This is a genomic window from Ferrimicrobium sp. (assembly GCF_027364955.1).
Taxonomy (GTDB): domain Bacteria; phylum Actinomycetota; class Acidimicrobiia; order Acidimicrobiales; family Acidimicrobiaceae; genus Ferrimicrobium.
In genome coordinates this window covers 161736-177261 of record NZ_DAHXOI010000005.1, presented here as the reverse complement: position 1 = coordinate 177261, position 15526 = coordinate 161736, and the positions used below count along the sequence as shown (strand labels likewise).

9 protein-coding genes are annotated in these 15526 nt (G+C 58.0%); 6 read left to right on the top strand and 3 right to left on the bottom strand.

Annotation, left to right across the window (positions count from 1 at the left end; genetic code table 11):
- Positions 1 to 35: 35 nt before the first annotated feature.
- Positions 36 to 4010 (bottom strand): diguanylate cyclase, encoded by a 3975-nt coding sequence (locus M7Q83_RS05370; protein WP_298336144.1) that lies wholly within the window; start codon positions 4008 to 4010, stop codon positions 36 to 38.
- Between the two features lie 221 nt (positions 4011 to 4231).
- Positions 4232 to 5548, bottom strand: a complete 1317-nt coding sequence (locus tag M7Q83_RS05365) for an FtsW/RodA/SpoVE family cell cycle protein (protein WP_298336142.1) — start codon at positions 5546 to 5548, stop codon at positions 4232 to 4234.
- 44 nt (positions 5549 to 5592) lie between these two features.
- Here M7Q83_RS05365 and ppk1 point away from each other — a divergent pair, with 44 nt between their 5' ends.
- Genes ppk1 through tal form a run of 6 tightly spaced genes read left to right on the top strand, consistent with a single transcriptional unit; the run spans position 5593 to position 14713 of the window.
- Complete coding sequence (ppk1, locus tag M7Q83_RS05360) at positions 5593 to 7692, top strand: polyphosphate kinase 1 (protein WP_298336140.1); 2100 nt, start codon at positions 5593 to 5595, stop codon at positions 7690 to 7692.
- On the top strand, positions 7682 to 8413 hold the full coding sequence (locus M7Q83_RS05355) for a CYTH domain-containing protein (RefSeq protein WP_298336138.1): 732 nt from the start codon (positions 7682 to 7684) through the stop codon (positions 8411 to 8413). Before ppk1 ends, M7Q83_RS05355 begins: the two co-directional genes overlap by 11 nt.
- Positions 8362 to 9969 (top strand): Ppx/GppA phosphatase family protein, encoded by a 1608-nt coding sequence (locus M7Q83_RS05350; protein WP_298336136.1) that lies wholly within the window; start codon positions 8362 to 8364, stop codon positions 9967 to 9969. Before M7Q83_RS05355 ends, M7Q83_RS05350 begins: the two co-directional genes overlap by 52 nt.
- 30 nt (positions 9970 to 9999) lie before the next feature.
- A complete protein-coding gene (gene pgi / locus M7Q83_RS05345) occupies positions 10000 to 11655 on the top strand; it encodes a glucose-6-phosphate isomerase (protein WP_298336133.1) in 1656 nt (551 codons plus the stop codon).
- On the top strand, positions 11652 to 13637 hold the full coding sequence (tkt, locus tag M7Q83_RS05340; protein WP_298336131.1) for a transketolase: 1986 nt from the start codon (positions 11652 to 11654) through the stop codon (positions 13635 to 13637). Before pgi ends, tkt begins: the two co-directional genes overlap by 4 nt.
- Entirely contained in the window at positions 13637 to 14713 is a 1077-nt protein-coding gene (tal, locus tag M7Q83_RS05335; protein WP_298336129.1) for a transaldolase, read from the top strand. Before tkt ends, tal begins: the two co-directional genes overlap by 1 nt.
- Before the next feature lie 68 nt (positions 14714 to 14781).
- On the opposite strand, the gene M7Q83_RS05330 is transcribed toward tal, so the two are convergent.
- On the bottom strand, positions 14782 to 15513 hold the full coding sequence (locus tag M7Q83_RS05330) for a peptidase E (protein WP_298336127.1): 732 nt from the start codon (positions 15511 to 15513) through the stop codon (positions 14782 to 14784).
- Positions 15514 to 15526 lie beyond the last annotated feature (13 nt).

Genomic DNA, 15526 nt, shown 5'->3' with positions numbered 1-15526 from the left:
ACGTTACTCGCTTTAGCTGTCTGTGCCAGGTGACGCTAGATCATCCAAGCCCAGTCATCGCCTGGTGATGGCGATGGTGTCGGCTTGGCTAGAACGTTGCGGCTGCTACCGTTCGGGCTGCATTCCCGTTCAAACCATCGGGTCAAGGCATTGACGAGGTCGGCCGGCGGCGTCGCATGAGCATGCAGTGCCCGGTGCAGATCAGCACCTTCGCTGGTATCGAGATCGTGAGCTACAAAGTAACCAGTGAGTAGGCAGTTTGCCAGCGGTCCTCTGTTGTAATGCATTGGACTGTGCACAAATGCCCAGTGGTAGGCCATGGCTCCGAGGAGGGAGCGCAGTTCGTGGCTGGAATGTTCGTGGTGGTAGGAGCGTGACCAGTGGATGAGCTGGTCGGTGGGCATCGGTTTGGCGATACCATATCCCTGGCCAAAGTCAGCTCCAAGGCGGGCCGCAACCTCAGCAAGGACCGGGTCTTCGATGCCCTCAACGACGACCTTTTGGCCAGCGTCGGTGGCAGTGAGGATGAGGGTTCCAAGGAGGTTGAGCACCCGTGTGGGGTGTGTCTCCAGCCGTGCCGTGAAATGATGGTCGATTTTGATGAGGGTGGCCGGAATCTCTACGAGCCGTAACCAGTTGGAGTAACCTGATCCCATGTCGTCGATCGCCAGTTGGACCCCAAGGTTCAGCAGCTCTCCAAGGCGCTTGGAGTCAGGCATCAGGTGCTGGCGGTCGGTTTCGAGGAGTTCAAGCACGAGTCGATGAGGAGGAAAATCCCACTTCATGAGCGTCGTGGCGAGCCAAGAAGGGAGCTCAGGGTAGTTCAATGTGGCTGCATCCACATTAATCGTGAGATCGATCAGTAATCCAGACGCGCGCCACTGTCGTTCAGCCGCAAAGAGGAGCTCGAGGCCCATCCGGAACAGATGATAGCGTTCACCCGCACCAAGAATACTGAGAAATCTGTCGGGCGCTATGATGTTGCCATCGGGTTCTACCAGCCGAGCGAGTCCTTCGACCTTGACAGGCTGGCCTGTATTGAGATCAACAATGGGCTGAACGAACATCCGCAAACCGCCAGACAACAACAAGCCTCGATAGCCGATAGCCTGCTGTCTTGCCAGCACATTGTCCGGGGTTGCGATTCGATACAACAGGTTCTCCCAGCGCTGCTTGAGATTCCTGTTAAAGCGATCCATCCACGCCGATGAAAACTGTCCTGGATAGTTACCGGTCAACAGCAGGAGAGCGACGGGTCGACCTTCGACATTCTGGATGGGGATAGCTACTGCGGAACGGAGTGCTACGCCCTCGTTCGAAGGCCACGAGCCGTAGATAGTGTCGTCGGCGATACGATCGGTTACCAAGATGCGCGCGTCACGCCAGGCCCGTGAACACAGCATCTGACCATTACGGTGGTGAGGGTCGATGGCGACCTGTGCACCGGGGCTGTTCATCTGCTCGGCGAGTCGTTGTCCTCCTCGGCCTGCGTATGCTTCGATCAGGAGGCTATCGCCACCGCCCTGGCGGGCGAGACCGATGGCGGCGATCCCAGGTAGCTGTCCGACCATGTCGAGTTCCGCCTGGATGCTGTCGATCCATAGTCCGTCGACCCCAGGGAGTGGCTGAGCAAAAATATTAAAGTAGGTATCGGTCGTGGCGGACAACGCCCGTAACTGCGCAGCAATATCGTCGTCGACTCTGCGATTGATGATTCCAACGATGTCCTTGATTACACGAGGATTGATGGGCAAACGGTTGATCTGTTCGGTGAGCGCACTTCGATAGCTGTTGACGGAGTCGACTAGGTCCGCAGCGAGTAATCCGGCGAGGGCGTGGGCGGTGCCAACCTGTTCCGCTTGATGCTCAAGAGCGCGTTTCTCGAGGTTGCCGTCGAGCAGCGATTCGAGATGAGCGGCCTGGTGATGCTTGAGTACACGGTACTCGCTCTCGCTCAAGTGAGCGAGAATGCTTGCGCCGAGGGGGGATGCCTCCACCGCTCCATAGAAAGCCGTCACGGCATTGGTCACCAGCTCTGGGGTCTCGGAGACGAGTGCTGCGAGCATCATTCCTGCCTCAACTCCATAGGCAGAGGAGGTCAACGCTACTGGTTGGAGCTCTTCGGCTTCGATCTCTGGATCGGATGCGAGCCTCCACCAGCGGCTGCGATGGCGTTTGCGTTGCTTGGCGATGTACAGTGCGGCATCGGCTTCACGCATCAGCGCATCAGGTTCGGTTGAGGTGTCGGGAAATGTGGCGATACCAATGCTCATGTCCACTGTTACTTGATGGTCTTGGCCGAGCACAAAGGGAGTGACGACGGCTTCGTGCATGCGTTCTAGGACGATTTCGAGATCGTTCCCGCCCTGGGAGGGGTCGAGCGCGTTCAGAATCACGAGAAACTCGTCCCCACCCAACCGGATGATGGTGTCGCCTTCACGGATGAGGTGTCGGAGACGTTTTGCGAGTCCGACAAGCAGTTCATCGCCGGCATGGTGTCCGAGGCGATCGTTGACTGGCTTGAAGTCGTCGAGGTCGATCACGCCAACCGCGAAATGGTGCCCCGTCTGTCGCGCCAGTACAATAGCGGCATCAAGGCTTGCGTTGAGTACGCGGCGATTGGGGAGGCCGGTGAGGGCATCATGATCGGCGAGATAGCTCAACTCACTCTCACGCAACTTCTGGTCAACCATATTCCTGGCGATGGCGGAGATGTACTGAACGTGACCCGCCGTGTTTCGATGGACCATCAGCACCATCGAGAGGGGGACTTGCACCCCATCAGGTCTTTTGATGCTGAGTTCTCCCTCCCATCGCCCGAGTTCTGCGGCCCGTTGCACGGCGATGCTAAAGTGTTCCTGCCCGACGGTGTCACCGATCAGTTCGAAGAAATGCCGACCCTCAGCTGGCGTGTCAACGTCCAGTCCGACCAGCTGTCGACCGCCGTTGTTGAGATAGATGATTCTTCCGTTGCGATCGGTGATGCCGACGCCATCGGAGGTATCATCGAGGATAGCGAGCAGACGACGTTCTGCGTCGACCGCTGCTCGCTCATCGGTGAGGTCAATCTCGACTACCACAACTCCAGAGATCGTGTGCAGATCGTCGACCAGGGGTGTTGCTGAGACGTGCACCCAACGCGTGACACCAACAGCAGTCTGTTGGAGAATCTCCCAGTCCGGCAGCTCCTCATCCTCCGCGAGATGCTTGGATTGCTCAAGCAGTTGATCAAAGTGTGGATCTCCAAGAAGTATCGTGGGATGTGAGCCGTGGATCTCCTCGCGGTTCATGGCGAATAAATCCACCAGTCCGTCGTTAAACCACGTGATGCGACCGTCCAGGTCGACAATGAAGACGGCTTCCGAGATCTGTGCGAGTGCCGCTGCCAATCGATGGTTATGTTGGTGCTCACGAATCTTGGTGATGCCGGTGGCGAGGTCGTTGGCCAGGCGCTCGAGGAGCAGTCGCTCGTCGTAGTCGAGGATGGGTTTGCGTCCAAAGTAGACGACCAGGATAGCGTCAAGCTCACCTTGACAGCGGATAGGGAGTGCGTGGACACCAACGAGCTGGTGCGCCTTTGCAGCGCTCCGCCATGGTTCGTAGTCTGGATTGCGCAATGCATGGTCGTCATAGAGGGCAGTGCCACTTCGCCACGCGTGGCCGACTGGTCCTTGGCCTGCTGGGGAATCCCCACGGATTGAGACCTGAACCTTACTCAGATAGGAGACATCTCCACAGCTGGCGATCGGACGAACCGTCCCGTTACCGTCTGGACGCCCGATCCAGGCGAGACGTACGGGAGGCATTTGGCAGATGAGCCCACAAACCTTTTGGAGAAACTGGGCCTCGTCAGGGCTATCATGGATCAGCTGGCTCGCCTGTGCGAGGAGCTGTTGGAGTTGGTTGTTGCGTTGGAGATGGCGCCCATTAGCGCTACGTTGCAGACCATAGCCAACGCCCGCGACGAGCACGACCGCCAACACAATAATGATCACAAGTTCGGTACCCATCGGGTTAGAGGAGCCTATCGGGGTGGGTTTCGTAGAGCGACAAGTTCCACCCGTCACCTTGTCGGCAGGTTCGCATGTCTTATTATCGTACTACCATCGAGATACTTGATCGAGGCGTGGGGTAATATTCGGTTTCATCGTGCGCGCAAGTCAGGATCGGTTGCTGGGCCCCCCAGTAGGTGACGAGAACCGATGGTCGCAGTTGGATCTACGGTCGTAGTTCATGGGTGGTTCGGCTGCGCCTCTCGTGGATCGGCGTGTTGGTTGGAGCGATGGGATACCCGCATCAGCACACCAAGAAGGACATAATTGGCCAAGAGCGATGATCCTCCATAGGCCAGGAAGGGAAGGGTCATACCGGTGAGCGGTAGTACGCGAATGACACCAGCCAGGATGAAGAAGGTCTGCAGGGCGAGAATCACCGTCAAGGTCATGGCGAGCAGGGAGCTGAACTCACCGTTTGCTCGTAGCGCTATCCGGATTCCAGCACCGGTGAGAAGGAGGAACGAGATGATGATCGCGCTGGTGCCAAGAAGGCCGAGCTCCTGGCCAAAGGCGGCAAAAATGAAGTCCGAGGTGGCTACTGGTACGGTCGGGTGGCTTAGCCCGAGACCAGTACCGCTGAGTCCGCCGATCCCGAAGGCGTATTGAGCCTGAATCAGCTGATAACCAGTCGTTGCGGCGTATTTCCAGGGATCGAGCCAAACCGTGATCCGCTGGTGCACCTGCGGCAAGAGCGCACCGCCCACGATGAGTCCAAAAACGAAGGTGATGGCTCCAAAAAAGAGGTAGGTACGGTTGCCCGTGCCGATCCACATGACCAGTACGAAGGTGACGAAAATGAGCAGCGCAAAGCCGACATCTTTTTCCGCTGCCATGATCGCGAGTGCAATGCCGAAGGTGAGTGCAATGGGGCCAAAACGTCGGAGACCACCCCCGCGAAGCCGAGCAAGGAGATCCTTCTTTTCAACGATGAGTGAAGAGAGGAAGATGGCCAGGAGGAGCTTGCCGATCTCGACAGGTTGGAAACTGAGGCTACCAAAGTGAACCCAAAGCCGTTCTCCGCCGATGTCTTCACCAATCCCGGGAATAAGGGGGCTGAACAGAAGGCCGATACCCGCGATAGCGAGTAGATAGCGGTAGCGGTCGAGCGAATCAGGGTTGCGCACCAACACGATGGTACCCACATAGGCCAATACGGACACCAAGGTCCAGATAGCCTGCAGGTGGGCCTCCTGGGTATCGAGCACCCCGATCATCACAAAGCCAAGACCGTTAAGGAGCGCTGCGATGGGCAAAAGGATGGTATCGGCGTTGGAGGCGAAGTAACGATTGGTGACGTGGGCACCAAGGGGCGCCAAGACGACGATCGCGAGCCAGGGCTGGGCGAGGGTGATATGCCCATTGGGGTGGAGCCCGAAGTAGCCCAGCACCCATGCAAAGATGGTGATCAGGTCAGCGACGATGACGAGTTCGAGCTCACGCCGACGCCGTTCATAACCGCGTGTGCGGATCCCCACCTGCTCATTTGTTTTCACGCTTTAGACTATAGCCTGGCGGCTGCGCGAACGTGAGGAGTGAGATGTCCCAATCCTTTGAGGTTCCCTATGAACCTGAGTCACGTCGTACTTCTCAGGCATCATCACGGTACTTCAATCGCGAACTCTCCTGGCTCGAGTTTGGCGCAAGGGTGCTCGAGCTCGCGGCGGACGAGCATCTTGGTGCCTTGGCAAGGGCGAAGTTTTTCGCTATCTTTGGATCCGGTCTTGACGAGTTTTTCCAGGTTCGTGTGGCTGGGCTGAAGGATCAACTCGTCTCCCCTTTTACGATCCGCTCGACCGATGGTTTAACGGCCCGTGAGCAGTTGCGTGCCATACGGACACGGCTCATTCCCATCCTTGAGGGTGCCGAAGAGAGCTATGAGAACCAGCTCGTGCCTCGCTTGGCTGAGCTAGGGGTGCAGATCGAGCGGGTGCGGTCGCTCCCTGGATCAACCAAAGAGCGCCTTCGCCGTAATTTTGAGGCGGAGCTGTACCCAGTGCTGACCCCTCTCTCGGTTGACCCCTCCCACCCCTTCCCCTACATCTCGAATCTCTCGCTCAACTTGGCGGTTGCGGTGCGCGACTCCGCAGATCATGAGGAGAGGTTTGCACGGATCAAAGTGCCGACGAACTTTCCACGACTCTATCCGATCGGCAGTGGCTCCTTTGTCCTCATCGAAGACCTGATCCAGACCTTTGCTGGGCTGTTGTTTCCGGGGATGGAGATAGGTGAGAGTGCGCTGTTTCGCGTGACTCGAAACACAGACCTCGTCCTTGAGGAGGGCGAAGCTGATGATCTGCTGGCCCTTGTCGAGACCGAGTTACGCCGTCGACGCTTTGGACGCGCCGTCCGTCTTGAGGTGGCAGCCGATGCATCGCCGGCCATTCAGTCCCTTTTGATCGACGAATTGGAGTTACACCGCGACGATGTCTACTCCACCAGAATGCCGCTTGACATGCGTTGTCTGTTTGAGATCTACGACCTTGGCCTCGAAGGAGAGCGCGGGCCAAGGGCAGCGGGTCGTACGCCGCCACCCTTCTCCCATCTCGACGGGGAACCGACGGACCTTTTTGCGGCGCTCAAGAGTAATGACGTGCTCGTCCATCACCCCTACGACAGTTTCTCGTCTACCGTCGAAGCCTTCGTGTCTGCCGCCGCCACGGATCCAGATGTCTTGGCGATCAAGCAGACCTTATACCGAACCTCCGGAGATTCCGCGATTGTGGGATCGTTGATCGATGCGGCCGAGAGTGGCAAACAGGTCGTCGTGATTGTGGAGGTCAAGGCACGCTTCGACGAATTAGCCAATATCGGCTGGGCACGCAAGCTCGAGGATGCTGGTGTTCACGTCGTCTATGGGGTCGTCGGCCTGAAGACGCATTGTAAGGCGATCATGGTCATTCGACGGGAGAATGGTACCTTGATGCGCTATTGCCATCTTGGCACCGGCAACTACAACGCCAAAACGGCGAGAAGTTATGAGGATCTCGGGCTCTTTACCGTCGATGAGGAGATAGGGCACGACCTCGGGGAGGTGTTCAACTATCTCACTGGGTTCTCGCGACCGTCACATCTTGAGAAGCTGGTTCTAGCGCCGATGGCGCTACGGGCGCGTATCACTGAATTGATCGAGCGAGAGACGGCCCGAGGAGATGAGGGGTTTGTCACTTTCAAAGTGAATGGACTCGTCGATCCGGGTGTGATCGAGGCCCTCTACCGAGCGTCGCAGGCTGGCGTGGAGGTCCGGGGGCTCGTGCGAGGTATCTGCGCTCTCAAACCTGGGGAGCCGGGCTTATCCGAGAACATCGTTATCCGCTCTATCGTGGGCGAGTTCTTGGAACATTCGCGAGTGTTTGTCTTTGGAGACCCCGAGGATGTGCGTTCAGAGGTGCTGGTGGGTTCCAGCGATCTCATGCAGCGCAACCTCGATCGACGTGTCGAAGTCCTGTTTCCTTTGGAGGACTCCGCACTCCGTCGGCGCGTCATATCGATGCTCGCCCTTGAGTGGCAGGATGACACCAATGCCTGGACCCTCGATGCTCAAGGAGGTTGGCAGCGATTACCCCCCATTCGTGGAATCTCCTCCCAGTTGATCCTCAATGGTACTCGCCCAGAGGAGGCGGTGGTTCATGGCTCGTGAACGCGAACTCAAGCGCCGCCCGCAAGACCACGAGGTGGGTTTGGAGATGGTGAGGGCGATTATTGCCCTGGGGGGTCAACAACTCTCCCACAGCGACCCCGAGCAGCTAACGTCACGGTATCTCGATAGCCGCGACCATGCGTTGGCACTCGGCCAGGTGGGGCTCCGTGCTCGTGGTCGTCAGGGGCAAACTCCCGCACGGTGGACTATCAAAGTTGGGGCGTTGCCCGATCAACGTGGCGTTAGCGAGGCAGCGGAGTTTGAGATAGATGGGTCCTGGGATGTGATGCCGCCGGTATTGGTGGTGGCACTCCGTGGTGTTGGGGTTGCTGACCAGCTGGTTGAGATCGCTCGGTTCAAGACACTCCGTGAACGCTGGGTCATCGACCTGTCGGGGGTTGAGCTCGAGGTCTGCCTTGATGCAGTGACGGTCGAGGCTCCACAACCGTATGCATTTCTCGAACTCGAGGTAGAGGCGCACGAGCGAAGTGTCCTCGACTGGCTGGGCGACGAGTTTGCACATCTATTCCCGACGGTACCTCCGAGTTCCCAATCAAAGCTCGCCACTGCACTCATGGGTGAGACCCAATACACTCTGGGCCTTGCATCCCCCAGCCAATCGAGGCCCGAGCTCGGGCGTCGATTGGTGCAGTTGCTTGATGGAGTCGATTGCCAGTTACCACCATGGGCGGCACGCAGAACGGCGCACGAGGGATGCTGAGCCCCACCAAGGAGATGAATGGGGTTGTCGTCGCTGCCATGGATCTGGGGTCGAACTCCTTTCATCTGGCCGTTTTCCGGGTACGGCCAGATCTGACCCTCGAGCCGGTTGCCAAGGAAAAGGAGATGCTTCGACTAGGTGAGCATGTCTATCGTGACGGTAGCTTCAGTGATGAAGCGATCAGCGCGGCAGTTCGGACCGTGGCCCAGTTCCACGCTATTAGTGAGAGCTTTGGTGCCCAAGTCATCGTCGCAAAGGCAACAGCATCCTTCCGGGATGCCGAAAATGCCCAGGAGCTGATCGATGCGATCTGGGCACGCACCCGAGTCAAGGTGCAGGTCATCAGCGGACACGAAGAGGCGACGCTGATCTTTGATGCGATTCGTGCTGCGTGTCATCTCGGTTCACGACCGGTTCTTGGCGCGGATCTTGGGGGAGGCAGTCTCGAGCTTATGCTCGGGGATCAACGGCAGTTAATCGCTGCGAGGAGTCTGCGGCTTGGTGTTGGTCGTCTTCGAGCAAAGTTTCACGATGAGCACCAAGCTGCGATCAGGGACTATGTAGCACGGGAGCTTGGGGAGCCGCTCGCGACCATGACCGGTTACCTTCCCACCCGTTTAGTCCTGACCAGTGGGACGATGAACGCCATCGGGCGACTCGCACTAGCACTCGATAGCGAGCACGACGACCGCGACGATGGACTGTTGGCCAGGGCTGTTGGGCGATCGGCCCTTGAACAGGCAGTGGAGTTGATTTTGTCCACGCCTGAGAGTGAACGATCGACGCTAAAGGGAGTGGATGAGCGTCGAGCAGCGACGGTGGGCTATGGCGCGATCATTCTCGGACAGGTGCTCCGTGTCACGGCGCTCGATGAAGTATGGCTGTGTTCCTGGGCGCTACGAGAGGGTATCGTATTGCACGAGGCGCAGAGCCAAGAGCACTTTGCCTTCGCCATCAACTCCGCAGAGCTCAGGGCTGATTCGGTACGAGAGCTCATGCTGCGCTATCGTGTGGATGGTCGTCACGCCGCCTTCGTGGCAAGGTTTGCACTTCGCTTATTCGATGAACTTTCGCCACTGCATGGCCTCGCGCCTGAGGCGCGCGAGCGTCTTGGGGTCGCCGCTCAACTCCACGACATTGGTGCCTTTATCAACCGTGATCAACACGATCGACATGGGCAATATCTCATCATGGCGTCACCTCCCAGAGGATTTAGCCGACGTGAGATCGCGGTAATTGGAGCTATTATCGGTTCGCATACCAAAGGAGAGGTGGAGGCACCTTCGGATCTTGATCCTTCTGACTTGGACGAGATCCAATTCAGTGCTGCACTCCTTCGCCTCGCCGATGCGCTCGACCGATCACATCAGCAGCTGGTCACAGATCTCCAGTGCAGTATCAGTGCGGCCGCCGTCGAGCTCGATCTACAAGCCAATAGTGATCTCAGTGCGGAGCGGTATGCACTACGCCGCAAGTGTCGACTCTTTGAAGGTAAGTTTGCACGTCGGCTTCTCGTGACCATCTCTGAGGTCGGCGGATCAACGCATCATGGTTAGGATGGTAGAGAGAATGGATCGGAGGAGACTGTGCCGTATCCGGTGGTAGGAGTTTCGCCTAATCAACTTCCTGAGTGGAAAGCCCTGGCAGCGCATGCCAAACAGCTGCAACAGACCAATCTCGGTCGCCTCTTCGCCGAGGATTCCGACCGCCTCGGGTGGAGCACCTTCGAGGTGGGACCGTTGCACATCGACCTGTCGAAGAACCTGATTCAACAAGAGACGCTTTCCCTCCTTGAGAACCTGGCAAGGGCGAGGTGCCTGCCAGAGGCGATCACCGCCATGCTGACTGGTGAGCGTATCAATGTCTCCGAGGATCGTGCTGTGCTCCACACTGCCTTGCGTAACGGGGCGACGTTGTCGGGCCCCATCGACGGTATCGAGGTAGCGGTTGCGGTTGAGAAGGTACTCGCGCGGATGGAGCAGTTTGCGCGCACCGTGCGGAACAACCAACGGGTGGGTTGTACGGGAAAACCGTTCTCGGCTATCGTCAATATTGGCATCGGTGGCTCGGATTTAGGTCCTGCGATGGTCACGAAGGCGCTCTATGACTTCAGCGATAAAAGCCGCGACATGTATTTCGTCTCCAACATCGATCCCATCGCTATCGAAGAGGTCTTCCAGCGTTGCGACCCCGCGACCACCTTGTTTGTCGTCGTTTCGAAGACCTTTGGAACTCTTGAGACGCTGACGAATGCAAAGGCTGCACGCCAATGGATCCTGCAAGCGTTGGGTGAGCATGAAGATGCGGTCGCCAAGCACTTTGTAGCGGTGTCCACGAATGGAGAGCTCGTCGCCGAGTTTGGTATCGACACCGATAATATGTTCGGATTCTGGGACTTTATCGGTGGGCGCTACTCTGTCGATTCGGCGGTTGGTTTGACTATCATGCTCGCGATTGGTCCAGAACGTTTTCGATCGTTTCTGCGTGGGTTTGCGAGTATCGATCTGCATCTGAGAGAGACTCCGTTGTCAGAGAACGGTCCAGTATTACTTGGGTTGTTAGCGGTCTGGTACCGCAACTTCCTGGGCGCACAATCGCAGGCCATCCTCCCGTATAGCCAACGATTGTCGAGGTTCCCCGCCTATCTTCAGCAGCTCACGATGGAGTCCAATGGCAAGTCGGTTCGCATCGACGGGGCAACGGTTGACTATGACACGGGCGCGGTGTATTGGGGTGAACCAGGTACTGACGGGCAACATGCCTTTTATCAGCTTCTCCACCAGGGAACGGTGCTGATTCCCGCAGATTTCATTCTCTTTGCAGAACCCCTTGGCGGTCCTAACGCGCAACAGGATCTGCTCTTTGCAAATGGCATTGCGCAGACGAGGGCGCTCGCTTTCGGGCGCGACGATGCGGAGCTGGAGAAGCTAGGAGTACCCGCGCAACTACGTCCCCCGAGGCGCATGCCTGGCAATCGCCCGACTACTACGATCTTCGCGCAGCGTTTGACACCAGAAGTTCTCGGTGCGCTGATCGCGCTCTACGAACACAGTGTGTTTACTCAGGGAGTGATCTGGGGCATCGACTCCTTCGACCAGTGGGGTGTCGAACTCGGCAAGGAGCTCGCCTCGGAGCTCGCTCCGATCCTTACCTCCGCTACCGCTCCAGCGCTTGACGCCTTGGACGCGTCGACGGCCGATTTAATTGCACGCTACCGACATATGAGAGGACGACCTACATGACCGATCACAAGCAGGATTTTGGAGGGTTGCGTTCGCCGGACATCTTCGACGTCGCATCGAACGCTCTGCGCTTCTTAGCCGTTGATGCCGTTGAGCGTGCGAACTCCGGTCACCCAGGAACCCCACTCGCAATGGCACCCGTTATCTATCGACTCTTTACGCAGTTTCTCCGTCACGATCCAGCACAGCCGGATTGGGCGGATCGGGATCGGTTTGTCCTGTCCGGTGGACACGCGTCGATGCTGCTCTATGGCGCGTTGCATCTCAATGGTTACGATCTTACGCTGGAGGACCTACAGCAGTTTCGCCGTTACCCTTCGCGTTGCCCAGGCCATCCCGAACGAGGGATGACCCCAGGCGTGGAGGTTACCACCGGTCCACTTGGCCAAGGTGTTGCTAACGCGGTTGGGCTGGCCCTGGCCGAGCGCATGGCTGCCGAGCAGTTCAATGTGGCGCAAGCACCGGTTGTGAATCATCGGACCTGGGTGCTCTGCGGCGATGGCGATATGATGGAGGGCATCGCATCGGAGGCCGCATCACTCGCCGGGCATCTACGCCTTGAGAAGTTGACGATCCTCTATGATTCCAACGCCGTCACACTCGATGGGCCGAGTGAGCTCTCCTTCAACGAGGAGGTCGCCGCGCGGTATTTGGCCTACGGATTCCGCATCCTGCGTATCACTGATGTCGATAATTTTGCGCAAGTGGATGCGACGCTGCAGATGGCGATGCAAACTCGTGGTCAGCCCACCTTGGTGATCATGAACTCCCATATCGGCATAGGGAGTCCGTTCCATGATGATCATCGCTCTCATGGTGCTGCCCTCGGTGCCGAAGCGTTGTTGTCGACCCGCGAACAGCTGCAATGGGTGCATCCACCCTTTGTGGTGCCTGATGAGGCCTATGCCAAGTGGCGTCCGGATCGAGACTCTGGGTATCGTGCTTGGACGCGGGCGTGTGAAGAGGCCGCCGTGGTTGATCCGCTTCGTTGGTCAGAGTTCAAGCGTCGCGTACTCGACGGCGAGTTAGGCAAAGTTCCATTCGAGTGGCCCTCCTTTGATGATGGAGCCTCCATCTCTACTCGTGTTGCGCTTGGGCAGGCGCTACGTGCCGCAGCTTTGGTGACTCCTGAGATTGTCGGAGGGGCAGCGGACGTCGAGAGTTCCACCGAGACTCGACTCGATACCCAAGTCACTTGGCCGACCTATGCGGGGAGGGATATCTATTTCGGTGTTCGCGAACATGCGATGGCTGCTATCACCAATGGGATTGGTGCCCATGGTGGATTTCTTCCCTTCGCGAGTACCTTCTTTGTCTTCTCCGACTACCTCAAGCCGGCCCTACGGCTCTCCTCGATCATGGAGCTCCACACCCTCTTCATCTTTACCCATGACTCCATCGCCCTTGGTGAGGATGGGACAACGCATCAACCGGTCGAACAGTTGGCAGGGCTTCGTGCCATGCCCGGAATTGTGGTACTGCGGCCCGCCGATGCTCGGGAGACGGCGGCGAGTGTCGCGTTTGCGCTTGGTAGAGATGACGGTCCTACTGCCCTCGTCCTCTCCCGTCAGGGACTGCCAGTGCTGTCTGGAACCAAGACGATTGACATGACATCCTTGGCGGGCCATCGTTTACGAGCGGGTGCGGACGTGACGTTGGTGGCCACCGGATCAGAGGTGAGTCTTGCACTGAGCGCGGCCGAAGTACTCCATGAGAGCGGTGTTGATGCAGGGGTCGTATCGGTTCCCTCTCTTGAACTTTTGCGAGGGCGTACGGTCGCGGATCGTGACGCACTGCTCGGTGCTGTTCCACGGATCGCCATTGAGGCGGCATCGCCATTTGGTTGGTACGAATTTGTTGACGCTGTCATTGGTATGAATCGTTTCGGAGGCTCTGGGCCCAAAGATGAGGTTTTGGAGGCCTTTGGCTTCACCCCGGCTCAGGTGTCCGTTGCGGTCCAGGAAATACTTGGAGGTAAATAATGCAAGGTGTACGTTCACTAGCGGCTCTGGGCCAGAGCGTCTGGCTCGACTCGATCTCGAGGAAGTTGCTTGATTCTGGGACCTTGGCCCATTACATCACTGATGTCGGGGTGACGGGCCTCACTTCAAACCCATCGATTCTTGCCCATGCTATCGGTCACTCTGACGACTACGACCAGGCGCTCCACCACTTTGAGTCAGAGGGTGTACTCGATGCAGAAGAGATGGTCTACGAGCTTGCTATCGTCGACCTCACCGATGCTGCAAAACTTCTCCATGGGGTCTGGGAGCGCAGTGGCGGTCGGGATGGTTTCGTATCGATCGAGGTCCCCCCTGAGTATGCCAACTCAATGCCAGAGACGATCTCGTGGGCACGGCGCCTCCGGAGTCGTTTTGCTACTGAGAACGTCTTGATCAAGGTTCCAGGAACGGAGGCGGGCGCGCAGGCCATACGTGATCTGATCGCCGATGGTATCGGCGTGAACGTTACCCTCCTCTTTGGGGTAGAGCACTATGTTGCAGCCGCGACCGCCTTTCTCGATGGTCTTGAGCTGCGCCAACGAGCGGGCCTGAGCCTTGATGTGCCCTCGGTCGCGTCAGTCTTTGTCTCTCGGTGGGACTCGGCTGCCAATCCGAAGCTGCCACCCGAGCTTGTCCAGCAAACAGGGCTAGCAGTGATGCAGGGTATTTGGGCGGCTCATCTCCAGATACTAGCGACAGAGCGTTGCCAAAAGCTTTGCAATGGCGCGGATCGCATGCAAAGGGTACTCTGGGCTTCAACCTCGACGAAGGACCCAGCGTATCCTGATACCTTCTATGTCTCGGCACTTGCGGCTCCGGGAACGGTCAACACCATCCCAGAGACGACGTTGCTTGCATTTGACGATCATGGCCAAGTTGCCTCGGTCCTAGGAGACAACGCCCTGGAACAATCACAGGAGTTGTTTGGCCGTCTGACGAGTGCGGGGTTGGATTTAGAGGAGTTGGCGAATGAGCTGCAGGTCCAGGGGGCTAAGAGCTTTACCGATGACTGGAATGCACTGTTGGACTCCGTCGGGCGCAAGCTCAAACACTAGTGTGCGTTTGTGGGTTCGGTAGTCATCGTTCCCTCAAGGCTGCGCTGAAAGCGCGTTCTGCCTTCTTTTCACCCGTTCGAGAGCAGACGGGTTGGTAGTGATTCCTCCTCGAATCCCTCGCCGCTACGTCGGACGGAGTAGGCTCTCTTGTCCTTGATTTCGGTCACCGCTTCGACCAATGTCGTACCCTTGAAGACAAGGCCAGTACCGTCCTCGGTCGCGTAGCCGTCAGCGAGGGTTCCGGCTGCAATCAGCTGTTGAAAGAGTGGCCGCCGTCGCGGTTCGGAGTCGTAGTGAACGCCGTTCGAGTACGGGAGGAGCGCTAACCCATTGGTCACCGGGGTGAGCTCTGGGGAGAAGGAGTCGGTCGTTCCTCCCTGGTGCCAGCAGAGGGAGCCGGCGGAGACCCCGCCAAGCACGACACCAGCCTGCCAAGCCCGCATGAGGGCGGTATCGAGCCCGTGGAGACGCCAGAGGGCCAGGAGATTCGCGACACTCCCACCGCCGACCCAGACGACATCGTGACTGAGAAGGTAGTCGTCAAAATCATCGACATTGGGCATCGGGAAGAGTTTGAGCAGACGAACCGGAATCCCAGCCGCCTGTCCTGCCTCGATCATGCGGAGTCCTTGCGCACTCCCGTCTCCCATGGCAGTGCCGATATAGACAAGGCTTGGTCTGGTGGCACCGCTCAATTCGATTGCATGATGGAGAAGGGGTCCAAAGGCTACCTCAGTGCGTTGTCCGCGGATCAATCCGCCTGAGGTCGCGAGTATCGTGGGCGTGCGCTCTTGTGTCATGGGTCCATTGTAG